Raw genomic sequence first — 23,745 nt, forward strand, 5'->3', positions numbered from 1 at the left:
GAACGGCTCCTCCACGGCGGCGTACAGGATCTTCGCGAGCCCGCCACAACATGGGATGCCTTGCGCGGGGTTACGACCCAGGCGCGTGAGAAATCGTGAGATATGAGAGCGTGAGTCGAGTGAGTGACACGACTGCCGCGCCCTTGCAGTACCGCTTTGACGGGCCAGAAGAAGCTCTGGTCCTGATCTTGGGGCCGTCGCTCGGTACCACCTGGCACATGTGGGATCGCCAGATCCCCGAACTGGTCAAGCAGTGGCGCGTGTTCCGCTACGACCTGCCCGGACACGGCGGAGCGCCCGCCTACCCGGCCGGCTCGGTGTCTGAGCTGGCCGCCCGGCTGCTGGTCACCCTCGACGGGCTCGGTGTGCAGCGCTTCGGCTACGCGGGCTGCGCGTTCGCCGGTGCGGTCGGCATGGAACTGGCGCTGCGCCACCCGGAGCGGGTCGCCTCGCTCGGGCTGCTCGCCGCCTCACCGCGCTTCGGCACGGCCGACGAGTTCCGGCAGCGGGGGGTGATCGTGCGGACCAACGGGCTGGATCCCATCGCCCGTACGTCTCCCGACCGTTGGTTCACCAGCGGGTTCGCCGCCGCGCAGCCCGCGATCACCGACTGGGCCGTACAGATGGTGCGGACCACCGACCCCGGCTGCTACATCGCCGCCTGCGAGGCGCTCGCCGCGTTCGACGTACGGTCCGAGCTGTCCCGGATCGGTGTGCCGACCCTGGTCCTGGTCGGCTCGGACGACCAGGTCACCGGCCCCGCCGAGGCCCGCACGCTGGTCGCCGGCATACCGGACGCCCGGCTCGCCGTCGTCCCCGGTGCCTCCCACCTGGTCCCGGTCGAACAGCCCGCCGCGGTCACCGACCTCCTGGTCCGGCACTTCTCCACCGCCTGGCAGCCCGCCTTCGACTCGTCCACGGGCCAGATGGCCATCCCGCCGGTCCCGGTCAAGCCCGTCCTGAGCGCGCCGCCCGTGCAGGCCACGCCGATCGCCGAGATCGCCCCCGTCGTCGTTCCGCCGCAGGCATATCCGATGGGACGGCCCGATCCGTACGACGCCGGGATCAAGGTCCGCCGGGAGGTGCTCGGCGACGCGCATGTCGACCGGGCGCTGGCGCAGGCCGACGAGTTCTCCGGCGACTTCCAGGAGTTCATCACCCGGTACGCGTGGGGCGAGATCTGGGACCGGCCCGGACTCGACCGGCGCTCCCGCAGCTGTGTCACCCTCACCGCCCTGGTCGCGGGCGGCCACCTGGACGAGCTGGCCTTCCACACCAGAGCCGCCCTGCGCAACGGCCTGACCCCGGTCGAGATCAAAGAGGTGCTCCTCCAGGCGGCCGTCTACTGCGGAGTGCCCGCCGCGAACAGCGCCTTCAAGGTGGCGCAGCAGGTCATCCGCGAGGAGACGACCCCGACGGAGTGACGGGCTCTCCGCCGCCGTGAACACAGCCTGGCAGCGAAGGCACCAGCCTCGACCGCCCACCCTCGCGCGCGAAGCGGCAGGATGGGAACCATGAAGCTCACGAAGAAGTCGCACGCGTGCGTACGTCTCGAAAAGGGCGGTCGGACGCTCGTCCTGGACCCCGGAGTGTTCAGCGAGGAGGACGCCACCGCCGGGGCGGACGCGATCCTGGTCACGCACGAGCACCCCGACCACTTCGACGAGGGCAAGCTGCGCGCGGCCCTGGACGCCGACCCGGCCGTCGAGATCTGGACCCTCGCCTCCGTGGCGCAGCAGCTGTCGGCCGCGTTCCCGGGCCGTGTCCACACCGTCGGCCACGGCGACACCTTCACCGCCGCCGGCTTCGACGTCCAGGTCCACGGCGAACTGCACGCGGTGATCCACCCGGACATCCCGCGCATCACCAACGTGGGCTACCTGGTCGACGGCGGCCAGGTCTTCCACCCCGGCGACGCCCTCACCGTCCCCGACCAGCCGGTCGAGACGCTGATGCTCCCCGTGATGGCGCCCTGGAACAAGATCTCCGAGGTCATCGAGTACGTCCGCGAGGTGAAGCCGCGGCGCGCGTACGACATCCACGACGCGCTCCTCACCGACCTGGCCCGTCCGATCTACGACCACCAGATCGGCGCGCTCGGCGGCGCGGAGCATCTTCGACTCGCGCCTGGGGCCTCCGCGGAGGTCTGAGACCGGGTTGTCAGACCCGCCCGGTAGGTTGTGAGGCATGCGTATCGCGACCTGGAACGTGAACTCGATCACCGCCCGCCTGCCGAGGCTGCTGGCCTGGCTGGAGAGCAGCGGCACGGACGTGCTGTGCCTCCAGGAGGCCAAGCTGGCCGAGGCGCAGTTCCCGTTCGACCAGCTGCGCGAGCTGGGCTACGAGGCGGCGGTCAACGCGACCGGCCGGTGGAACGGCGTGGCGGTGCTCTCCCGGGTGGGCCTGGAGGACGTCGTCAAGGGCCTGCCCGGCGGCCCCGAGTACGACGGCGCCGAGGAGCCCCGTGCCGTCTCGGCGACCTGCGGCGGGGTCCGCGTCTGGTCGGTGTACGTGCCGAACGGACGCGAGGTGGACCACCCGCACTACGCCTACAAGCTCCAGTGGTTCGAGGCCCTGAAGGCAGCCGTCGCGGACGACGCCACCGGCAGCCGCCCCTTCGCGATCCTGGGCGACTACAACGTGGCGCCGACGGACGACGACGTCTACGACGTGGCCGCCTTCGAGGGCCTCACCCACATCACCGAGCCCGAGCGCGCCGCCCTCGCCGCCCTGCGCGAGGCCGGCCTGTCGGACGTCGTACCGAGGCCCCTGAAGTACGACCACCCGTACACGTACTGGGACTACCGCCAGCTCGCCTTCCCCAAGAACCGGGGCATGCGCATCGACCTGGTGTACGGCAACGAGCCGTTCGCCAAGGCGGTCACCGACTCCTACGTGGACCGCGAGGAGCGCAAGGGCAAGGGCGCCTCGGACCACGCGCCCGTGGTGGTCGACCTGGACGTGCCGTAGCGGGACAGGCGCCGGGCCGTCACAGGAGCGTCAGGTCCACCGCCCCCGCCAGCGCGGCCAGCCCCGTCTCTCCCGGATGCAGGTGGTCGCCGCCGTCGTACGCGGGCAGCAGGCGGGCCGGCTGCGCGGGGTCGCGCAGCACCGCGTCGAAGTCGACGACGCCGTCGAACACGTCGTTGGCCCGGATCCAGGTGTTGACGGCGACCCGCTGGGTGTCGACGGCGGCCGTGCACCGCACCTCGCCCGCGCAGGGCAGGATCGTGGCCACCAGCATCCGCAGCCCCCGCTCGTGTCCGCGCGCCGCGATCTCCCGCAGGCCCGCGACCACCTGTGCGGCCGTCGCCTGCCAGCGGACGTCGTTGATGCCCTCGAAGACGATCACCGTCCGCACCGAGGTCTGGGCGAGGACGTCCCGGTCGAGCCGGTTGAGGGCGTCGACCCCGGTGGAGTCCGTGGAGATCCCCTCGCCGTGGTAGATCTCGGCGACCACGCGGTTGCCGGAGATCCCCTGGTTAAGCACCCCGTACCGCGGCACCGCGCTCTGCGCGAGCAGCCGGGTGGCCAGCGCGTTGGGCCACCGCCGGTTGGAGTCCGTCGTGGACCCGGCGCCATCGGTGATCGAGTCCCCGAGCAGCACCACGGACCCGGGCCCGCCGCTCACGTCGACACCGGTCAGCAGCGGCCAGGTGGTCAGGGTCGTGGTGTACGACGTCGAGGCGCTGTCCGCCGTGTGGTCGCCCGGTGTGCTCAGGTACGAGCGCTGCTTGGCGAGCCGGTGCTCGGCCACCGTCGCCACCGTGTCCGGCAGATGGAAGCTCACCAGCAGATTGGTGTCGGCGGGCACTTCGAAGCCGAGCGGATCGGTGAACGCCTGTGCCCCGGCCGGGACTTCGACGTCCGCCGCGCCCCCGAAGGACAGCGCGACCGGCACGTCCCGCGCGGTCGCCCCCGCCGACTGCACGGCCACGGTCGCGCTTGCGATCCGTACCGGCGCCGCCGCGAAGGTGTTGTCGAACCGCAGCCGCACCCGCGGCCCGCCCACCGAGGTGTGCACCACGAGCCGCAGCGTCCGGTCGGTCCACGGCCCCACCGCCGGATACCCGGACGTCGAGGCCGTCCAACTCCCCGTCCAACCGGCGGACTTGGCACGCACCGACAGCGCGAACACATGCAGCCCCGCCGCGCTCGGCAACCGCACCGAGACGACCGCGCGCCCCGGCACGATCGGCACGGTGACGACGTACAGCCGTGCCTGCGTGGTGAGTTGACCGGCGGGAGTGTTCACGTGGGGGAGGGTGACGGCCTTGGTGGCGAGGGCGCCGGTGCGCCAGTCGGGGGCGGTCAGCCGGTACGCCGATGAGCTGCCGTCGGCGTACGAGACCGTGCCCGAGCCGGTGGCCGCCTTGCCGCCCGTGGCCGTCGTCAGGAAGGCGAGCGCGTCGCCGGTGCCGGTGCCGGTCAGGAGGACGGACTGGCCGGCGGCGGTCGCGTTGTCCGGCTCGCCAGGTTGTCGGTCGGGCCAGGTCAGGTCGGCGCCCTGCACGGTCAGCGTGCGGCCGGGTGTCCAGCCCGCGGCCGTGAGGTCGCGCGCCGACAGCGAGGCGCCCGAGCCGTCGAAGTCGGCCCGGCCCGGGAGGGCGTCGTCGCTGACAGCCGTGTTGTCGAAGAGCTGCTCCAACGGGAGCGGTTCCTCGGCCCGGGTCCTCTCCACGTACCCCGTGGCCTGCGCGCTCGCGGGCCCGGCCACCGCGACCAGACCGAGCAGCACGACCGCGGCGGCGGTGATTCTTCGTCCCAGCGACCGTCGACGCACGCCCGGTCTCCCTTCGCACAGTGATCACTGACGTGCAGACGGTAAGGGGAGGTCACAGCGATGCGCGGGCGACACTCGCGGGCCGGGCGCCGCTCGGTGGCACGCCCTCCTTCTTGCCGAATCCATGGCCCGCGCGCCTGTGGTGCGGGGGCGGTACCCGGTGCGAGGCTGAACGTATGAACATCCCTTTCCTGGGCAAGCGTCGCGAGGTCCCCCCGGTGCACAACTCGGAGGGTGTCGGTGAGCTCCTCTCCGAGTGCGAACTGCTCCGCTCACAGGCGTCCCAGGAGGGCGTCCGGCTCGACGACACGGTCGCCTCGCTGGAGGCGCTGGACCAACTGCTGCCGCGCTGGCGGGATGACGCCGAGACGCTGCCGTGGCTCGGCAACGACGCCGGCCTCTATCTGGGCACCGTCATCGTGCGCACCGTGGCCGGCGCCGCCTGGGAGATCCGGGAGGACGGCCAGCCCGTCGTCCGGCTCGAGTCCGGGCGCGAGTTCGACGTCGTCGAGTCCGGCCACGACTGGGCCGACACCGGAGTTCCCGAACTCTCCCAGCTGTACGCGGAGGTCGCCGAGGTGTGAACCTTTGACCCGTAGTTCGACGTAAATACGGCTAATGCCCGAAAAGTGCGTGTCGTGCGTTAACTCCTCTCCGGTGTGGATAGTTTGCGGCAACCACGACACAGCTGACAGTGAGTAGGGCTGCGAATGGCCGTCGATCCGTTGATCGAACTGCGTGACGTCAACAAGTACTACGGGGAGCTGCATGTCCTGCAGGACATCAACCTCACCGTCGGCAAGGGGGAGGTGGTCGTGGTCATCGGCCCTTCGGGGTCGGGGAAGTCGACACTGTGCAGGACGGTCAACCGCCTCGAGACCATCCAGTCCGGCACCATCCTGCTGGACGGACGGCCGCTGCCCGAGGAGGGCAAGGCACTCGCCAGGCTCCGCGCCGACGTCGGCATGGTCTTCCAGTCCTTCAACCTCTTCGCCCACAAGACGGTGCTGCAGAACGTCTCGCTGGCCCAGACGAAGGTGCGCCGCCGCAAGCGGGAGGACGCCGACAAACGCTCCCTCGAACTGCTCGACCGCGTCGGCCTCGCCTCCCAGGCACCCAAGTACCCGGCGCAGCTCTCCGGCGGCCAGCAGCAGCGCGTGGCCATCGCCCGTGCCCTCGCCATGGAGCCCAAGGCGCTGCTGTTCGACGAGCCCACCTCCGCCCTCGACCCCGAGATGATCAACGAAGTCCTCGAAGTCATGCGGCAGTTGGCGCGCGACGGCATGACGATGGTCGTCGTCACCCATGAGATGGGCTTCGCCCGCTCCGCCGCCCACCGCGTCGTGTTCATGGCCGACGGCCGGGTCGTGGAGGACCGCACCCCCGAGGAGTTCTTCACCGCCCCGCGCAGCGAGCGCGCGAAGGACTTCCTGTCAAAGATCCTCAAGCACTGAGCGGGGGAGCGCGATCCATGTCCCGTACCACACGTGTGCGCACGGCCCTGGCCGTGTCCGTGGCGCTGCTCGCGGCGGCCTGCGGCAAGGAGGGCAGCCCGCCCGGCAAGGGCCCGGCGGCCGACAAGCTCCCCGACTACCGGGTGGCGCAGGGCTTTCAGCTGACCTCGTCCAAGACCTGGAAGCGGGCGGAGAAGCGCGGCCACTTCGTCGTCGGCGCCAAGGAGGACCAGCCCTACCTCGGCGAGAAGGACCCGGCGACCGGCACCTACTCCGGCTTCGACATCGAGATCGCCAAGATGATGTCGGCCTCCCTCGGCCTCGCCCCGACGTCGGTCCGCTTCAGGACCATCGCCTCCGCCAACCGCGAAACCGCCCTGCAGAACGGCCAGATCGACTACTACGTCGGCACCTACACCATCAACGACAACCGCAAGAAGCTCGTCGGCTTCGCCGGTCCCTACTACATGGCAGGCCAGTCCCTCCTGGTCCGCACCGACGAGCACGACATCCACAGCCCCCAGGACCTCGACGGCAAGCGCGTCTGCTCGGCGGCCGGCTCGACGCCGTACCAGCGCATCAAGGACGACTACCCCAAGGCCGAACTCGTCGCCTACGACACCTACTCGGTCTGCGTCGACAACCTGCTGACCTACCAGGTCGACGCGGTCACCACCGACGACGCCATCCTCATCGGCTACGCGGCGAAGGTGCCCGACGAACTCAAGGTCGTCGGCAGGCCGTTCTCGAAGGAGCCGTACGGCATCGGCGTCCCGCACTCCGACAACGCCCTGCGCCTCGCCCTCGACGACGCCCTCCAGGCCCGCGAGAAGAACGGCGACTGGAAGAAGGCGTACGAGGCCACGCTCGGCCTGTCCGGCGTCCCCGCGCCGACCCCGCCCGCGATCGACCGCTACCAGGCCGGCTCATGAACGTACTCACGGACAACTTCTCCACCTACGGCGACGGCTTCCTCGGCACGGTCGAACTCACCGTGTACTCCTCGGTGTTGGCCCTGGTCCTCGGCTTCGTCATGGCGTCCTTCCGGGTCGCGCCCGTCGGGTCCTTCCGGGTCTTCGGCACCGCGTGGGTGACCGTCCTGCGCAACACCCCGCTCACCCTGCTGTTCTTCGCGGTGCTGCTCGGCCTGCCGCGCTTCGGACTCGTCCTGCCCTTCCAGGTGTTCGCGATCCTCGCGCTCGGCTGCTACACCTCGGCGTTCATCTGCGAGGCGCTGCGCTCCGGCATCAACACCGTGCCCAAGGGCCAGGGCGAGGCGGCCCGCAGCCTCGGCATGACCTTCGGGCAGACACTCGCGCTGGTCGTGCTGCCGCAGGCGTTCCGCTCGGTGATCCCGCCGGTCGGCTCCACGCTCATCGCGCTGGCCAAGAACTCCGCGATCGCCGGCGCGTTCAGCGTCACCGAACTGCTCGGCACGTACAGGACGCTCAGCGAGCTCGGCTACAACATCGTCTGGACCTTCGTCTGGATCGCCGTCGGCTACCTGATCATCACCCTCGCCATCAGCGCCCTGTTCAACGTGCTGGAGCGGAAGTGGGGTATCGCCCGATGACCGAAGCCTCCGCCCTCTACGACATCCCGGGCCCCAGGACCCGCCAACGGCACCTCGCCTACGGTGTCCTGTCCACCGTCGTGATCCTCGGCCTGATCGGCTGGATCCTCTATCTCCTGTTCGACACCGGCCAGTTCACGTACACGAAGTGGATGCCCTTCGAGTACAAGGGCATCCAGGAGCTCCTGCTGCGGGGCCTGGGCAACACGCTGAAGGCCTTCGCGATCGCGGGCGCCCTGTCGCTGGTGCTCGGCGGACTGCTCGCGGCGGGGCGGCTGTCGGACCACCGCCCGGTGCGCTGGCTGGCCACCGTGCTCGTGGAGTTCTTCCGGGCCATGCCCGTACTGGTGATGATCTTCTTCGTCTTCGTGGCGCTGAAGGTGCAACCGCTGCCCGCGCTGGTCGCCGGACTCACCCTCTACAACGGCTCGGTGCTCGCCGAGGTCTTCCGCTCGGGCATCGGCAGCGTCGAACGCGGCCAGCGAGAGGCCGCGTTCGCGCTCGGGATGCGCAAGTCCCAGGTCATGGCCCATGTGTTGGTGCCACAGGCGGTGCGGGCGATGCTGCCCGCCATCATCAGCCAGTTGGTGGTGGCCCTGAAGGACACCTCCCTCGGATACCTCATCACCTACGAGGAGTTCCTCCATGCCGGCAAGCTGATCGCCTCCAACCTGGACTACGATTTGCCGTTCATCCCCGTGGTGCTGGTGATCTCACCGATCTGCATCGGGATGTGCATGCTGCTCTCCTGGTTCGCGGGATGGGTGTCCCGGCGGGAGCAGCGCAGTCCCAGGACCGAGGCCGTGGACGTCACCGCGGCCGCGCCCGGAACGCTGCTGCCGGGTGGGGATCCCCCCACGGCCCCTGGACCGTAAGGGGGCAGCAGTCACAGAGCCATACCCGCCCGGCGTCGGCCGGAGATCACTGCTCGCGCAGCGGAATCGACACGTACGACGGGTCGTTCGCCGGTGAGGAGAAGGTCAGCCGCGCGCCGGACGGGTTGTGCTCGATGTAGAGCGGGTCGACCGTGTCGACGACCAGGGCCAGCCGGTGCCCTGCCGGAACGTCGTAGGCCGTGGAGTACAGCTCCAGGTCCACGCCGAACGGCTTGCCGGGTGTCAGCCCGTGGAAGGTGTACGGCGCGTTGCTGACCAGCTTGCCGAGGCCGAGCGGCCCCACGTCGTACAGGTAGGCGACGAGGGTGCCGCTCTCCTCGGTCGGAGTGACGGTGGTGTGCAACTTCGCGGTGCCGCGCACGTGTTGGGCGTCGGCGTACTTCTCCGACTGCCACACGGCGGCCCAGCGGCGGGGGAGCAGGGGGATGGAGGCGACCGGGGGCACTTGTGCCACCTGGTCGAGGATGCTGGACAGGAAGATGATCCCGCCGTCCGCGCCCGAGTCGACGTTGGTGTGGATCGTGGTCGTGCCCCCGAGGGCGATCTTCCGCTCGGTCGCGGCGACCGACTTCCAGTCCGGATAGCCCTCGTAGCCGCCGCTGGAACGGGACTTGAGCCGCACCGGCTGCTCGCGGTCGACGCCGTTGTCGGCGCCCTTGAGGTAGTGGTCGAACCAGCGCTCGGTGTCGGTCCACACGTCGTTGGGCAGACCGAACAGCCCGGTCAGCTCGGCGGTGGCGTGGTCGCCGGGTCGCAACTCCAGCCGCTTGGGTCCGGTCAGCTTCTCGTAGAAGTCCGCGTACGAGTTGGGCGGGAAGATCGTGTCGCCCCACGCGTTGGCCATCATGACCGCCGCGCCGTTCTTGTTGAGTTGATCCACGTATGTGGCGGCCGAACGTTTCTTCCCCCAGTTGATGATGTCCTGTTCCCGGGACAGGTCGGAGGCGTAGAAGTCGTCGAAGATCGACCGGATCTCGGGGCTCTGGCGGCCGGTGATGAGGCTCGCGCCGTCCAGCAGGGCGGCGGCCTGGACGTGCTGGGTGCGGCCGGAGTAGATCGAGCCGATCAGGTCGGACCAGCCGCTGAGCGAGGCAACCGCCTTGATCCGCTTGTCCTTCGCCGCCGCGAGCAGGCTGATGCCGGCGCCGTAGGAGACGCCCGCCATGCCGATGTGCTGGGCGTCGGACGGGGTGTTGGCCAGTGCCCAGTCGATGACCTTGGACGCGTCGGCCGTGTCGGACGGGCCCGCCACGTCGATCTCGCCGCCCGACTGCCAGAAGCCGCGGACGTTGTAACTGACCACGACATAGCCGGAGTTCGCGAGCTTCTGGGCCTGGGCGAGGTACTCGATCTGGGGCAGGCCCCAGCTGGTGGGCAGCACCAGCAGCGGGTAGCGGTGCGTGCCGTCGGCGCCGGTGGGTGTGATGACGTTCGCCTTGAGGACGGTGCCGCCGTCGCCGCTGATGTCCACGAAACGGACGGCGTCCGCCGCTTGGGCGGCAGGGGTGAGTCCGAGGGCGCTTCCGGCGACCAGAGTCGCGGAGACGGCGCCCACGGCGGTCGTACGCAGGGCCTTGCGAGGGAGTCCCACGGGTCACTCCTCACTCGTGTAAGTGGAAAGTGACCCGACGGTAACCGCGGCCGCTTACCGCAAGTAACCCGTCGGTAAGTTACGTGCGAGTAACGATTGTTGAAATGTGTGCGAACTCAGGAGGCGCGGTGGGAGTTGGGCGTAGGGGTGGGTGTCGGCAGGGGTGCCTGGGCCGCCCGGGTCACGTCCGCGACCAGCTCGGCCACATCGGGGCCGTACGCCTGCGAGTTGACCACCTTCAGCAGGAGGACGAATGTGCTGTTGCCGTATTTGCGGGCCAGCCGTTCGTGGTTGCGGGCGAGGTAGCGGGTGGCGGCCTGGTTGGTGATCGCGGTCTGGCCGCTGAAGAGGAACACGGGTCTGGTCATGCCGGGCTGGCCGGCCGTGAGCCGGGCCAGCAGCACGTGTTCGGCCACGCCCTTCTCCATGCGGTAGCGCTCGCTGCCGATCTGGAACGCCAGCTTGTCCGGGCCCGGTTCCGGCGCGATGTTCACGCGTACCCCGGGCAGCATCGCCTGCATGTGGGCGGCCATGCGCCGGTTCGACCCCGGGCCGCCGACGCAGAACTCCGTCCGCTCGCCGAAGCCCTGCCGGGCCACGTCCTGCGTGATGACCTCGGCGTGGGCCCCGCAGTCCTTGATGAGTGCCGACAGCTCCAGCAGGGCGAACACGTCGTAGCGGTGCACCGACAGATCGGGGCTGCCCGCGTCCCGGTTCACGACGAGCAGCGACTCGGAGTTGTCGGGCAGCCCGAAAAAGGCCTGCTTGCGGCGGAGTTTCCGCTTCCACAGGTACGTACGGGCCAGCCAGCCGAGCGCGGCACTGATGCCGGCCGCGAGCACGCCCAGGACGATGTTGCGCACGTCGTCATTCATGGGCGCGCATGCTAGCGGGCCCGGGCAAACCCGTGTTCGAGCCATGGTGGCGGCCATGCTTCCGCGCGCTCCTGACGTGGGCATGGTGATGGCATAGGCTGCGCGGACGGCCTTTCACTGGAGGTACGGATGCGTCGCCCTGTCGCACGGAAACTGTCGGTCCTGGCGGTCTCGGCCGCCGTGGTGTCGGTGGGGGCGGCAGCGCCGCCGGCCGCCCAGGACACCACTGCTCGGAAGGTCCCGGTGGCCGTCGGCTACGGCGGCGCGGTCTCCAGCGTCGACGCCGACGCCTCGGCCGCCGGCATCGAGGTCCTGAAGAAGGGCGGCAACGCGGTCGACGCCGCGGTCGCCACGGCCGCCGCCCTCGGCGTCACCGAGCCCTACTCCTCCGGCATCGGCGGAGGCGGCTACTTCGTCTACTACGACGCCAAGTCCCGTACCGTGCGCACGATCGACGGCCGGGAGACCGCGCCGCTGACCGCCGACTCAGGCCTCTTCCTGGAGAACGGCAAGCCGCTCGCCTTCGCCGACGCCGTCAGCAGCGGCCTGAGCGTCGGCACGCCGGGCACGCCCGCCACCTGGCAGACGGCGCTCGACAAGTGGGGCAGCAAGAGACTCGGCACGGTGCTCAAGCCCGCCGAACGGATCGCCCGCGACGGCTTCACCGTGGACGACACGTTCCGCTCGCAGACCGCGTCCAACGAGACCCGGTTCCGCTACTTCCCGGACACCGCGAAGCTCTTCCTGCCGGGCGGACAGCTCCCGGTCGTCGGCTCCACCTTCAAGAACCCCGAACTCGCCCGCACCTATGAGGAGTTGGGCAAGAAGGGGGTCGGGGCGATCTACCGCGGCGACCTCGGCGAGGACATCCTCGACACGGTCAACAACCCGCCGGTGGACCCGGGTTCAGGCTGGAACGCCCGAGCCGGCAAGCTCTCCGCCAAGGACCTCGCGGCCTACCGCGCCAAGCTCCAGGCGCCCACGGAGACCTCGTACCGCGGTCTCGACGTCTACTCCATCGCGCCCTCCTCCTCCGGCGGCACGACCGTCGGCGAGGCGCTCAACATCCTGGAGAAGACGGATCTTTCGAAGGCGAGCGAGGTCCAGTACCTGCACCACTTCATCGAGTCGACCCGGATCGCGTTCGCGGACCGCGGGCGCTGGGTCGGCGACCCCGCCTTCGAGGACGTACCCACTAAGGAACTGCTGTCGCAGAAGTACGCCGACGCGCGCGCGTGCCTGATCAAGGACGACGCGGTGCTCACCAGCCCGCTGGCGCCCGGCGATCCGCGGCACCCGGCGGCCTGCGGGGCCGGCGGCACGGCGGCGCCGACGACGTACGAGGGCGAGAACACCACGCACCTCACGGTCGCCGACAAGTGGGGGAACGTCGTCGCCTACACGCTCACCATCGAGCAGACCGGCGGCAGCGGGATCACGGTCCCCGGGCGCGGGTTCCTGCTCAACAACGAGCTGACGGACTTCTCCTTCGCCCCGGCCAACCCGGCCGTGCACGACCCGAACCTGCCCGGGCCCGGCAAGCGCCCGCGCTCGTCGATCTCGCCGACGATCGTGCTCGACAAGCACGACAAGCCGGTGGTGGCGCTCGGTTCGCCCGGTGGCGCGACCATCATCACGACCGTGCTCCAGACGCTCACCGAGTTCCTCGACCGCGGCCTGCCGCTCGTCGACGCCATCGCCGCCCCGCGCGCCAGCCAGCGCAACGCGGCCAGGACCGAACTCGAACCCGGCCTCTACAACAGCGACTTGAGGACCAAGTTGGAGGCCATCGGCCACTCCTTCTCGCTCAACCCCGAGATCGGAGCGGCGACGGGCGTGCAGCGGCTCCCGAACGGGAAGTGGCTGGCGGCCGCGGAGACGGTACGGCGGGGTGGCGGCTCGGCGATGGTGGTGCACCCGGCGCCGTAGCCGGCACGGACACTGTGCGGGGAGGCGGGGCGGACTCACGACGACTCCGCCCCGGCGGCCCTGCGGGCCTCGGCTCGGCGGGTCCGCCCCCGCTCGGTGGGCTCCGGCTCTCCGCTCGGCGGACACGCCCCCTGGCGCGCAGGGCTCGGCCTTCCCGCTCGGCGGTTCCCCCGCTCAGCGGGCCGTCAGGACGCGGGGGCCGTTGTTCGTGATCGCCACCGTGTGTTCCACGTGGGCCGCGCGGGAGCCGTCGTTCGTGCGCAGGGTCCAGCCGTCGGGGGCCGCGTGGTAGTCGTCGCCGCCACCGGCGATCAGCATCGGCTCGATGGCGATGGCCATGCCGTGGCGCAGGGGGAAGCCGCGGCCGGGGCGGCCCTCGTTCGGGACTCCCGGGTCCTCGTGCATGCGCCGGCCGATGCCGTGGCCGCCGAAGCCCTCCGGGATGCCGTAGCCGCCGGCCCGGCAGACCGTGCCGATCGCGTGGGCGATGTCCCCGATCCGGTTGCCGACCACGGCCGCCTCGATGGCCGCCGCGAGCGCCCGCTCGGCCGTCTCGATCATGCGCACGTCCGCCGGGCGCGGTTCGCCGACGATGAAGCTGATCGCCGAGTCGCCCACCCAGCCGTTCAGTTCGGCACCGAAGTCGGCCGAGACCAGGTCGCCGTCGCGCAGCCGGTAGCCGGTCGGGATGCCGTGCACGATCGCGTCGTTCACCGAGACGCACAGGACGGCCGGGAACGGGGTCGGCGCGAAGGAGGGGCGGTAGCCGAGGAAGGGCGAGCCGGCGCCCGCCGCGCGTAGTACGTCATGCGCCACCTCGTCCAGCTCCAGCAGGGAAACGCCCACGTCAGCGGCGTCCCGTACGGCCGTCAGGGCCTGTCCGACGATCTGTCCCGCTGCGTACATGGCGTCGAGCGATGTGTCTGTCTTGAGTTCCACCATGCCAATTACTATACCGGTATTAGAATGACGGCATGGTACGCACCCCTCTCACCACCGAAGAGCGCGAACGCGGCGAGCGTTTCGGGCGGCTGCTCCGCGAGGCCCGCGGCGGGCGCAGCATGACGGACGTGGCCGCGAGCGCAGGCATCTCCGCCGAGACCCTCCGGAAGATCGAGACCGGACGGGCCCCGACGCCGGCCTTCTTCACGGTCGTCGCGCTGGCCCGCGCCCTCGGTCTGTCGATGGACGAACTGGCCACGCGCTGCGAGTTGGTGATCGTCTGACCCGCGCCGGCCGTTCATAGAACGCGGGTTGGTCGCGCGCCGGTCGCACATTGGTCAAGATCCCGCAATGAGGTGGCTGCGCGCCGACTGAAAACCTAACGTAGCAACCCCGTAACACGGCTGGTGTTGCCTACGAACCGGAGTGCTCCGGTCTGGCGGGAGTTGGGCGATGGCTGTGGATCAACTCCCGGGGAGGGTGCGGGAGTTCGCGAACTACCTGAACGGCCTGTTGGCGCGTCTCGACCAGGCCGGCGGTTGGTGCGCGGTGTTCTGGCAGCGCGATCCCGACGGCATGCAGGCCTGCCTCGACGGGCGTGAGATACCGCCCTGGGACGTACTGGAAGCGCTCCTCCAGGATTTGGCCGCGGCATACGGCCCTCGCGCCGCCGCCCAGGAGCAGGAGCGGATCCGCGCCCTGCACTCCGCCGCACTCCTCGACCACGACGCCCGGCCCGGGGCCCGCGACGCCCTCGGTGACCGCCTCGACGTCATGCTCCGCGAACAGCGCTACGCGGCCGAACGGCAGGCGGAACTGAGCCGGTTGCTCGCCTCCGCGGCCACCCGCGAGGAGGCCGACGCCCTCCGCCTCGACCTTGCCTGGGCCCACGACGACCACGAACGGGCGACCGCCCGCTGCGCCGAACTCCACTCCCGCATGGCCGAGTTGGACCGGCGCACGACCGGCGGCCGGGCGGAGGCGACGCACCGCGGGCAGGCCGGCGAAGGGCGGGCCGGAGAGGGGCAGGCGGGAGAAGGGCACGCCGGTCAGGGGCCCGTGCGCTGGGTCGACGACACCGCTGCCGGGGGCGAGGGATGGGGTGCGCGCGAGGCCTCCGCCGGCGACGAGGGGTGGGACGCCCGCGACACCGGGTTCCCGCAGCAGCGGCGCGCGTACGAGCCCGAGTGGGAGGCTCCCGCTCAGGAACAGCCTGCTCAGGGCCGGCCCGGCCATGACTGGCCCGCACGGGACGAGTCCACCCAGGACCGCTCCACCCACGACTGGCCCGGCGAGGACGAGTCCGGGCAGGACTGGTCCGCCCAGGAGCAGCCCGCTTTCGACGACCCGTTCGCCGAGCAGCCGGCCCCCGCCGATCCGTCCCCCGCGGAACCCGAGCCAGCGCCCCCTGCCCAGAAGCAGCGCAAGCGGCGCCGGGGCAGTGCGCGGTTCGCCGGGATGGCCGAGGCGGACGGCGCCCCCGTCGTCGTACCGCCGACCGCCCAGCCGAGCCCGCAGGCGCCGGCCGCGACCGGCCGCAGGACCCCCCGTGGCGCGCGGTTCGCCGGGGCCGCCGCCGGGAACGAGCGGGCGAAGGCGCAGGAGAAGGTGCAGGGGAAGAAGAGCGAGTCGGTGGACGACGGGGCTCCGCTGGAGGTCGTCGAGGCCGTCGGGCGGCTGGTGCGGCTGCGTGCCGAGGGCCGCAGCGGCGAGGCGCACGCGCTGCTCGTCGAGGCCGCCTACTGGCCCGCCGCCCGGTTCCCCATGCTCGCCGCCGAACTGCACCGCGCCGGGCTCGGCGCCGACTGGGCGACCCTGCTCTGGGAGGCCGCCTCCCTGCCCGCCGACCGGCTCGTCGCGGCGGCCGACGCCCTGGTCGCCGCAGGCCGCGACACCGACGGGGAGCAGATCCTGCGGCAGGGCGTGGCACGGCCCGCCGTCGAGGTCGGACAGGCCGTCCTGGAGCTGGTGGCGCAGGGGCGCCGGCGCGAGGTGCGCGCCCTGCTGGACGCCTACGTCCGCGTCCGCACCCCCGAGGAGGCGGCCCGCAGCGCCGAGCCCGACCCGCACGCCCTCGCTCCGCTGCTGCTCGAAGCTGCGCAAGGTGTGTCCGAAGAGCGACACTGGGACCTGGTGCACGCCCTCCGGGTCGCCGGTTTCTCGGCCTGAGGCACCCCCGTCACCCCGCTGACCGGCCGCGCGGCTCACCCACCGGAGTGTGAAACGTGATCGACTCCGCGGGTTAACGACGATGGTCTTGGCAAGGCTCTCCCGGAGGCTTACGTTCATCCCTCTACGGCCTGTTCTACGGGCGTAGAGAGACGGACGTCCCGTCGAAGGAGCAGCTCATGGCCAACGTCGTACGTGCCGCTCTGGTCCAGGCCACCTGGACCGGCGACACCGAGTCCATGGTGGCGAAACACGAGGAGCACGCCCGCGAGGCGGCTCGCCAGGGCGCGAAGATCATCGGGTTCCAGGAGGTCTTCAACGCCCCCTACTTCTGCCAGGTCCAGGAGCCCGAGCACTACCGCTGGGCCGAGCCGGTGCCCGACGGGCCGACCGTGGTTCGTATGCAGGCGCTGGCGCGCGAGACCGGCATGGTGATCGTCGTGCCGGTCTTCGAACTGGAGCAGTCCGGCTTCTACTACAACACCGCCGCCGTGATCGACGCCGACGGCACCTTCCTCGGCAAGTACCGCAAGCACCACATCCCGCAGGTCAAGGGCTTCTGGGAGAAGTACTACTTCAAGCCGGGCAACGCCGGCTGGCCCGTCTTCGACACCGCCGTCGGCAGGGTGGGCGTCTACATCTGCTACGACCGGCACTTCCCGGAGGGCTGGCGGCAACTCGGTCTCAACGGCGCCCAGTTGGTGTACAACCCGTCGGCCACCTCGCGCGGTCTGTCCGCCTATCTGTGGCAGCTGGAGCAGCCCGCGGCCGCCGTCGCCAACGAGTACTTCGTCGCCGCGATCAACCGTGTGGGACAGGAGGAGTACGGGGACAACGACTTCTACGGGACGTCGTACTTCGTCGACCCGCGCGGACAGTTCGTCGGCGAGACCGCCGGCGACAAGGGCGAGGAACTCCTCGTCCGTGACCTGGACTTCGACCTGATCGACGAAGTGCGACAGCAGTGGGCGTTCTACCGGGACCGCCGACCCGACGCGTACGAGGGGCTGGTGCAGCCGTGACCAAGGACCTGCTGGGACGCCACCGCGCGGTGCTTCCCGACTGGCTCGCCCTCTACTACGAGGACCCGCTGGAGATCACCCACGGCGAGGGCCGCCACGTCTGGGACGCCGCGGGCAACAAGTACCTCGACTTCTTCGGCGGCATCCTCACCACGATGACCGCGCACGCGCTGCCCGAGGTGACCAAGGCGGTCAGCGAGCAGGCCGGGCGGATCATCCACTCCTCGACCCTGTACCTCAACCGGCCGATGGTCGAACTCGCCGAGCGCATCGCCCAGTTGAGCGGCATCCCGGACGCCCGTGTCTTCTTCACCACCTCCGGCACCGAGGCCAACGACACCGCCCTGATGCTCGCCACCACCTACCGGCGCAGCAACACGATCCTGGCGATGCGCAACAGCTACCACGGCCGCTCCTTCAGCTCGGTCGGCATCACCGGCAACCGCGGCTGGTCACCGACCTCGCTGTCACCGCTCCAGACGCTGTACGTGCACGGCGGCGTCCGTAGCCGCGGCCCGTTCGCCGCCCTCAGCGACGACGAGTTCATCGCGGCCTGCGTCGACGACCTCAAGGACCTGCTCGGCCACACCCGCCCGCCCGCGGCCCTGATCGCCGAGCCCGTCCAGGGCGTCGGCGGCTTCACCTCGCCGCCCGACGGCCTGTACGCCGCCTTCCGCGAGGTGCTGCACGAGCGCGGCATCCTGTGGATCGCCGACGAGGTGCAGACCGGCTGGGGCCGCACCGGCGACCACTTCTGGGGCTGGCAGGCACACGGCCGCAGCGGCCCGCCGGACATCCTCACCTTCGCCAAGGGCATCGGCAACGGCAGCTCGATCGGCGGTGTCGTCGCCCGCGGCGAGATCATGAACTGCCTGGACTCCAACAGCATTTCGACGTTCGGCGGCACCCAGATCACCATGGCGGCCGGCCTCGCCAACCTCACCTACCTGCTGGAGCACGACCTCCAGGGCAACGCCCGGCGCGTGGGCGGCCTGCTCATCGAGCGACTGCGGGCCGTCGCCGCGCAACTGCCGTACGTCCGTGAGGTGCGTGGACGCGGGCTGATGATCGGCATCGAGCTGGTGAAGCCGGGCACCGACCAGGCCGATCCGGACGCCGCGTCCGCCGTGCTCGAAGCGGCGCGCGCGGGCGGCCTGCTCATCGGCAAGGGCGGCGGCCACAACACCAGCGCCCTGCGCGTCGCGCCACCCCTGTCCCTCACGGTCGCGGAGGCCGAGGAGGGCGCCGCCATCCTCGAAGACGCCCTGGGGAGCCTGCGCTGAGCGCGGAATGAGCAAGGGAACACCGCCATGACCACCACCTTCGGAACCCTGGAACCCGCCCTGTCGGTGCGCCAGGTGCTGACCATGGAACGGGTCCTCGCCGGGGAACCCGAGGTGGTGGCCGGCGCGGCCCAGCTCGACCGGGCCGTGCGCTGGGTGCATGTCGCCGAGGCACCCGACGTGGGCGTGATGCTCACCGGCGGCGAGATGGTCCTCACCACCGGCGTGCTCCTCGCCGGTGACGAGGAGAAGCAGGCCGAGTACATCCGCTCCCTGCACCGCGCGGAGGCCGCCGCCGTCGTCCTCGGCCTGGGGCGCGCCTTCCCCGCGCCGCCGGACGTGATGCGCCGGGCCGCCGAGCGGTGCGGACTGCCGATGATCGTGCTCCACCGCCCTTTCCCCTTCGCGGAGTTGACCGAAGAGGTCCAAGCCCGTTTGGTACGGCGCAAGTTCGCCGCCGTCAGCCTGTCGGAGTCGGTGCGCACCGCCCTCACCGGGCTCATCACCGCGGACGCCCCGCTGCAACGCCTGCTCGACGAGATCGCCTCGCACAGCGCCTGTCCCGTCGTCGTCACCAACCTCGCCCACCGCGTCCTCGCCACCGCGGGGGAGCGGCCGGCCGTGGACGACGTGCTGCGCGACTGGGAGCGGATCGCCCGGCAGGCCGGCGGCAGCGAGGGCGACGGCTGGATCCGGGCCGAACTCGCCGGGCGCGGCGAACGCTGGGGCCAGATCGTGCTGTGCGGCTACCGCGGCGACACCACCACCGGACGCCTCCTCGCCGACCGGGGCGCCGAGGCCCTCGTCCTGCACCGCATGCTCGCCGGCAACTCGGCGCACACCTGGGAGGAGCAGTCCGCCGAGAGCCTGCTGACCGACCTGGTCTCCGGCGTCGTAGCGGCCCGGCAACTGCTGCCCCGCGCACGGGCCGCCGGACTGCCGGTGAACCGGCGCACCTTCGTGCCGCTGGTCGTACGCGAGGGCGAGGCCGCCCAACTCGACCGTGTGCTGCGGATGTTGGGCCTGCCCGGACTGGTCGCCGAGCTCGCGGACGGCGCGACGGCGGTGCTGCTCAGCCTCGCCCGCGACCAGGACGCCGAGGCGCTCACCGCGCACTTCGCGGCGCGCCTGCGCAGTGAGTCCGGCTCGCTCAAGGCCGTGGTGGCGGCGGCCGATCCGCGCACCGCCTGGGACGACGTACCGGCGGGACTGCGCGAGGCCCAGCACGTGGCCGACGCCGTCGCGGACCATTCGGCCGCCCTCGACCTGCCGGCCGTCGTACGCCTCAAGGACGTACATCTGCGCGGCCTGGTACGGCTGTTGCGGGACGACCCGAACGTCCAGTCGTTCGCGGAGCGGGAGTTGGACGGGCTGCTGTGCGCGGCCGACGAGGATCTGCTGTCCGTGCTGCGGACCTATCTCGCCACCGGGCGCAACAAGTCCCGCACCGCCCAGCTCCACCATGTCTCGCGGCCCGCGCTCTATCGCAGGCTGGAGGCGATACAGGGCCGGCTCGGCGTGGACCTCGACGACTTCGAACAGGCCGCCTCGGTGCACATCGCGCTCCTCGCGCACGATGCGCAACAGGGGTGAAACATGCGACGACCTGGGAAAACGGTGGTGAAACATGGGGCGAGCAAGGCGTGACACGGTGGCACGCCGTGCGCCCGCAGACGTGACACCGTGCAACTCAAAGGCTGCTTCCGGACTTCCTAGCCTTCTGGCACACCGAGTGACCGGAGGTCCCGATGAGCAGAGTGATTCGCGCCGCCCTCTTCCAGACCGCGTGGACGGGCGACAAGGAATCGATGATCCAGGTACACGAGCAGGCGGCCCGCGACGCGGCCGCGCAGGGTGCTCAGGTCCTGTGCTTCCAGGAGCTGTTCTACGGACCGTACTTCTGCCAGGTCCAGGACAAGGCGTTCTACGAGTACGCCGAGCAGATCCCGAACGGGCCGATCGTCAAGCGCTTCCAGGCGCTCGCCAAGGAACTGGGCATCGTCCTGATCCTGCCGATGTACGAGGAGGAGCAGCCCGGCGTCCTCTACAACACCGCGGCCGTGATCGACGCGGACGGCTCGTACCTCGGCAAGTACCGCAAGCACCACATCCCGCAGGTGGCCGGCTTCTGGGAGAAGTTCTACTTCCGTCCCGGGAACAGCGGTTGGCCGATCTTCGAGACCGCCGTCGGCAAGATCGGCGTCTACATCTGCTACGACCGCCACTTCCCGGAGGGCTGGCGGGCGCTCGGCCTCGCGGGTGCCGAGATCGTCTTCAACCCGTCGGCGACCTCGCGCGGTCTGTCGGCCTACCTCTGGCAGCTGGAGCAGCCGGCCGCGGCCGTAGCCAACGAGTACTTCGTCGGCGCCATCAACCGGGTCGGTGTCGAGGAGTTGGGCGACAACGACTTCTACGGCACGACGTACTTCGTCGACCCGGAAGCCCAGTTCGTGGGCGAGGTGGCCAGCGACAAGGAGACCGAACTGGTCGTCCGGGACCTCGACATGGAGAAACTGCGCGAGGTCCGGGACCGCTGGCAGTTCTACCGCGACCGCCGCCCGGACGCGTACGAGCCGCTGACCGCACCGTAGAACGCCCTGGGTTCCCGCGCCCCGTTTCCAGGGGCGCGGGGCAGCGTCCATTAGCGGCTTCGCCACGGGGCGCGACCAGCCCCCACAGACCCGCACCCGACCACAATCCAGCGGAGTCAAGATGAGCACCCGTACCGTCATCCGCGGCGGCCTAGTCATCACCGCGTCCGACGAACTCCACGCCGACGTCCTGATCGAAGACGGCCGCATCGCAGCCCTGGCCACCTCCGGTACCGCGACGGCCGACGCCTGGACCGCCGAGCGGGTCATAGACGCCACCGGGAAGTACGTCATCCCCGGCGGCGTCGACGCCCACACCCACATGGAGATGCCGTTCGGCGGCACCAAGGCCGCCGACACCTTCGAGACCGGCACGAGGGCCGCCGCCTGGGGCGGAACGACGACCATCGTCGACTTCGCGATCCAGAGCGTCGGCGGAGCCCTCCGCGAGGGTCTGGACGCCTGGCACGCCAAGGCCGAGGGCAACTGCGCCATCGACTACGGCTTCCACATGATCGTCTCCGACGTCAACGAGGACACCCTCAAGGAGATGGACCTGCTGGTCGAGGAGGGCGTCACCTCCTTCAAGCAGTTCATGGCCTACCCGGGCGTCTTCTACAGCGACGACGGCCAGATCCTGCGTGCCATGCAACGCGCCGCCGACAACGGCGGGTTGATCATGATGCACGCCGAGAACGGCATCGCCATCGACGTGCTGGTCGAGCAGGCGCTGGCCCGCGGCGAGACCGACCCCCGCTACCACGGCGAGGTCCGCAAGTCCCTCCTCGAAGCCGAGGCCACCCACCGAGCCATCAAGCTCGCGCAGGTCGCCGGTGCCCCGCTGTACGTCGTGCACGTCTCCGCGATGGAGGCGGTCGCCGAGCTGGCCAAGGCACGCGACGAAGGACTCCCCGTATTCGGCGAGACCTGTCCGCAGTACCTGTTCCTCTCCACCGACAACCTCGCCGAGCCCGACTTCGAGGGCGCGAAGTACGTGTGCAGCACGCCCCTTCGGCCTAAGGAGCACCAGGCCAAGCTCTGGCAGGGCCTGCGCACCAACGACCTCCAGGTCGTCTCCACCGACCACTGCCCCTTCTGCTTCGTGGGCCAGAAGGAGCTGGGCCGGGGCGACTTCTCGAAGATCCCCAACGGCATGCCGGGCGTCGAGAACCGCATGGACCTGCTCCACCAGGGCGTCGTCGACGGGCACATCAGCCGCCGCCGCTGGATCGAGATCGCCTGCGCCTCCCCGGCGCGGATGTTCGGCCTCTACCCGAAGAAGGGCACCATCGCCCCGGGCGCCGACGCCGATGTCGTCATCTACGACCCGCACGCCGAGCAGACCGTCTCCGCCGAGACCCACCACATGAACGTCGACTACTCGGCGTACGAGGGCAAACGCCTCACCGGCCGGGTCGAGACCGTCCTCTCGCGCGGCGAACCCGTCATCACCGAGCGGGAGTACACCGGGCACGCGGGCCACGGCGTCTACACCCCGCGCTCCACCAGTCAGTACCTCAACTAGGAGTGGCGACAATGGACTTCGGACTCGTCCTGCAGACGGACCCGCCGGCCTCGAAGGTCATCAGCCTGATGAAGCGGGCCGAGCGCAACGGCTTCACCTACGGCTGGACCTTCGACTCCGCCGTGCTGTGGCAGGAGCCGTTCGTGATCTACAGTCAGATCCTGTCGAACACCACCAAGTTGACGGTCGGCCCGATGGTCACCAACCCGGGCACCCGCACCTGGGAGGTCACCGCCTCCACCTTCGCCACCCTCAACGACATGTTCGGCAACCGCACGGTGTGCGGCATCGGCCGCGGCGACTCCGCGATGCGTGTCGCGGGCCGCACGCCCAACACGCTGGCCCGGATCAGCGGTGCCATGAAGGTCATCCGGTCGCTTGCCCGCGGCGAGGAGGCCGACCTCGGCGGCACGGTGATCAAGTTCCCGTGGATCAAGCCGGGCGCCGAACTCCCCGTCTGGATGGCCGCGTACGGCCCCAAGGCCCTGAAGATGACCGGCGAGGAGGCGGACGGCTTCATCCTCCAGCTCGCCGACCTCTACCTCACCGAGTACATGGTGAAGGCGGTCAAGGACGCGGCCGTCGCCGTCGGACGCGACCCGTCCGAGGTGAAGATCTGCGTCGCCGCCCCGGCCTACGTCACCGAGGACGACTCGCCCGAGGCGCTCGCCCACGCCCGCGACCAGTGCCGCTGGTTCGGCGGGATGGTCGGCAACCACGTGGCCGACCTCGTCTCCAAGTACGGCGAGCACTCGGCCGCCGTACCCGACGAACTCACGGAGTACATCAAGGCCCGTGAGGGGTACGACTATTCGCACCACGGTCGGGCCGACAACCCCGACACCCAGTTCGTGCCCGACGAGATCGTCGACCGGTTCTGTCTCATCGGCCCGGTCGAGAAGCACATCGAGAAGCTCAACGCCCTGCGCGAGCTGGGCGTCGACCAGTTCGCCGTGTACGACATGCACGACGCGCAGGAGAGCGTGATCGACGCGTACGGGGAGAAGGTCATCCCGGCGCTCAACGCCTGACCCACCCACACCGGCACTGCTCGACTCCCCGCCCCCACTCCGGTACCGCTCGACTCCCCATCCCCCCACTCCAGTTCTCCC

21 protein-coding genes are annotated in these 23,745 nt (G+C 70.4%); 17 read left to right on the forward strand and 4 right to left on the reverse strand.

From position 1 onward, the window contains the following. Positions 1 to 119 precede the first annotated feature (119 nt). The 3 genes from pcaDC (at position 120) to ACWD5F_RS30540 (ending at position 2,970) form a co-directional block, all read left to right on the forward strand. A complete protein-coding gene (gene pcaDC, locus ACWD5F_RS30530; protein ID WP_451259224.1) occupies positions 120 to 1,424 on the forward strand; it encodes a bifunctional 3-oxoadipate enol-lactonase/4-carboxymuconolactone decarboxylase PcaDC in 1,305 nt (434 codons plus the stop codon). A gap of 90 nt (positions 1,425 to 1,514) precedes the next feature. Next, positions 1,515 to 2,150, forward strand: a complete 636-nt coding sequence (locus ACWD5F_RS30535) for an MBL fold metallo-hydrolase (protein WP_451259226.1) — start codon at positions 1,515 to 1,517, stop codon at positions 2,148 to 2,150. Between the two features lie 37 nt (positions 2,151 to 2,187). Continuing rightward, positions 2,188 to 2,970 (forward strand): exodeoxyribonuclease III, encoded by a 783-nt coding sequence (locus ACWD5F_RS30540; protein WP_401718291.1) that lies wholly within the window; start codon positions 2,188 to 2,190, stop codon positions 2,968 to 2,970. 19 nt (positions 2,971 to 2,989) lie between these two features. On the opposite strand, the gene ACWD5F_RS30545 is transcribed toward ACWD5F_RS30540, so the two are convergent. Next, positions 2,990 to 4,783 carry a GDSL-type esterase/lipase family protein gene (locus ACWD5F_RS30545; protein WP_451259228.1) on the reverse strand — a complete coding sequence of 598 codons (1,794 nt, stop codon included), beginning with the start codon at positions 4,781 to 4,783 and terminating at the stop codon, positions 2,990 to 2,992. Between the two features lie 176 nt (positions 4,784 to 4,959). Here ACWD5F_RS30545 and ACWD5F_RS30550 point away from each other — a divergent pair, with 176 nt between their 5' ends. The 5 genes from ACWD5F_RS30550 to ACWD5F_RS30570 all read left to right on the forward strand — a co-directional run bounded on the left by ACWD5F_RS30550 (position 4,960) and on the right by ACWD5F_RS30570 (position 8,685). Beyond that, positions 4,960 to 5,367 carry a DUF6278 family protein gene (locus ACWD5F_RS30550; protein WP_124001689.1) on the forward strand — a complete coding sequence of 136 codons (408 nt, stop codon included), beginning with the start codon at positions 4,960 to 4,962 and terminating at the stop codon, positions 5,365 to 5,367. Positions 5,368 to 5,493: 126 nt separating this feature from the next. Beyond that, on the forward strand, positions 5,494 to 6,237 hold the full coding sequence (locus ACWD5F_RS30555) for an amino acid ABC transporter ATP-binding protein (protein WP_451259230.1): 744 nt from the start codon (positions 5,494 to 5,496) through the stop codon (positions 6,235 to 6,237). A 17-nt stretch (positions 6,238 to 6,254) separates the two neighbouring features. Continuing rightward, positions 6,255 to 7,169 (forward strand): glutamate ABC transporter substrate-binding protein, encoded by a 915-nt coding sequence (locus ACWD5F_RS30560; protein ID WP_451259232.1) that lies wholly within the window; start codon positions 6,255 to 6,257, stop codon positions 7,167 to 7,169. Further along, positions 7,166 to 7,810 carry an amino acid ABC transporter permease gene (locus tag ACWD5F_RS30565; protein WP_451259234.1) on the forward strand — a complete coding sequence of 215 codons (645 nt, stop codon included), beginning with the start codon at positions 7,166 to 7,168 and terminating at the stop codon, positions 7,808 to 7,810. The genes ACWD5F_RS30560 and ACWD5F_RS30565 overlap by 4 nt, the downstream gene beginning before the upstream one ends. Continuing rightward, a complete protein-coding gene (locus ACWD5F_RS30570) occupies positions 7,807 to 8,685 on the forward strand; it encodes an amino acid ABC transporter permease (protein ID WP_451259236.1) in 879 nt (292 codons plus the stop codon). Before ACWD5F_RS30565 ends, ACWD5F_RS30570 begins: the two co-directional genes overlap by 4 nt. Before the next feature lie 46 nt (positions 8,686 to 8,731). On the opposite strand, the gene ACWD5F_RS30575 is transcribed toward ACWD5F_RS30570, so the two are convergent. After that, complete coding sequence (locus ACWD5F_RS30575; protein WP_451259238.1) at positions 8,732 to 10,297, reverse strand: alpha/beta fold hydrolase; 1,566 nt, start codon at positions 10,295 to 10,297, stop codon at positions 8,732 to 8,734. 116 nt (positions 10,298 to 10,413) lie between these two features. Further along, on the reverse strand, positions 10,414 to 11,172 hold the full coding sequence (locus ACWD5F_RS30580; RefSeq protein ID WP_401718311.1) for a hypothetical protein: 759 nt from the start codon (positions 11,170 to 11,172) through the stop codon (positions 10,414 to 10,416). Between the two features lie 129 nt (positions 11,173 to 11,301). On the opposite strand from ACWD5F_RS30580, the gene ggt reads away from it, so the two are divergent. Further along, positions 11,302 to 13,101: a gamma-glutamyltransferase gene (ggt, locus tag ACWD5F_RS30585; RefSeq protein ID WP_451259240.1), complete on the forward strand. Its 1,800-nt coding sequence runs from the start codon at positions 11,302 to 11,304 to the stop codon at positions 13,099 to 13,101. A 174-nt stretch (positions 13,102 to 13,275) separates the two neighbouring features. Here ggt and map read toward each other — a convergent pair whose 3' ends face one another. Next, a complete protein-coding gene (gene map / locus ACWD5F_RS30590; protein ID WP_451259242.1) occupies positions 13,276 to 14,043 on the reverse strand; it encodes a type I methionyl aminopeptidase in 768 nt (255 codons plus the stop codon). Between the two features lie 32 nt (positions 14,044 to 14,075). On the opposite strand from map, the gene ACWD5F_RS30595 reads away from it, so the two are divergent. From ACWD5F_RS30595 to ACWD5F_RS30630, 8 genes are all read left to right on the forward strand, one after another. Next, complete coding sequence (locus ACWD5F_RS30595) at positions 14,076 to 14,327, forward strand: helix-turn-helix domain-containing protein (RefSeq protein WP_124001697.1); 252 nt, start codon at positions 14,076 to 14,078, stop codon at positions 14,325 to 14,327. Positions 14,328 to 14,496: 169 nt separating this feature from the next. Then, positions 14,497 to 16,212, forward strand: a complete 1,716-nt coding sequence (locus ACWD5F_RS30600) for a hypothetical protein (protein ID WP_451259244.1) — start codon at positions 14,497 to 14,499, stop codon at positions 16,210 to 16,212. Positions 16,213 to 16,391: 179 nt separating this feature from the next. After that, positions 16,392 to 17,234 carry a nitrilase-related carbon-nitrogen hydrolase gene (locus tag ACWD5F_RS30605; protein ID WP_401718324.1) on the forward strand — a complete coding sequence of 281 codons (843 nt, stop codon included), beginning with the start codon at positions 16,392 to 16,394 and terminating at the stop codon, positions 17,232 to 17,234. Next, a complete protein-coding gene (locus ACWD5F_RS30610; protein ID WP_451259246.1) occupies positions 17,231 to 18,517 on the forward strand; it encodes an aspartate aminotransferase family protein in 1,287 nt (428 codons plus the stop codon). Before ACWD5F_RS30605 ends, ACWD5F_RS30610 begins: the two co-directional genes overlap by 4 nt. A 27-nt stretch (positions 18,518 to 18,544) precedes the next feature. Then, positions 18,545 to 20,110: a PucR family transcriptional regulator gene (locus tag ACWD5F_RS30615; protein ID WP_451259248.1), complete on the forward strand. Its 1,566-nt coding sequence runs from the start codon at positions 18,545 to 18,547 to the stop codon at positions 20,108 to 20,110. 155 nt (positions 20,111 to 20,265) lie between these two features. Further along, positions 20,266 to 21,108: a nitrilase-related carbon-nitrogen hydrolase gene (locus ACWD5F_RS30620; RefSeq protein WP_124001702.1), complete on the forward strand. Its 843-nt coding sequence runs from the start codon at positions 20,266 to 20,268 to the stop codon at positions 21,106 to 21,108. Positions 21,109 to 21,229: 121 nt separating this feature from the next. Beyond that, positions 21,230 to 22,633: a dihydropyrimidinase gene (gene hydA / locus ACWD5F_RS30625; protein ID WP_451259251.1), complete on the forward strand. Its 1,404-nt coding sequence runs from the start codon at positions 21,230 to 21,232 to the stop codon at positions 22,631 to 22,633. Positions 22,634 to 22,644: 11 nt separating this feature from the next. Continuing rightward, positions 22,645 to 23,664 (forward strand): TIGR03842 family LLM class F420-dependent oxidoreductase, encoded by a 1,020-nt coding sequence (locus ACWD5F_RS30630; protein ID WP_451259253.1) that lies wholly within the window; start codon positions 22,645 to 22,647, stop codon positions 23,662 to 23,664. Positions 23,665 to 23,745: the final 81 nt, after the last annotated feature.

The sequence above is a fragment of the Streptomyces sp. NPDC002499 genome (assembly GCF_053595415.1).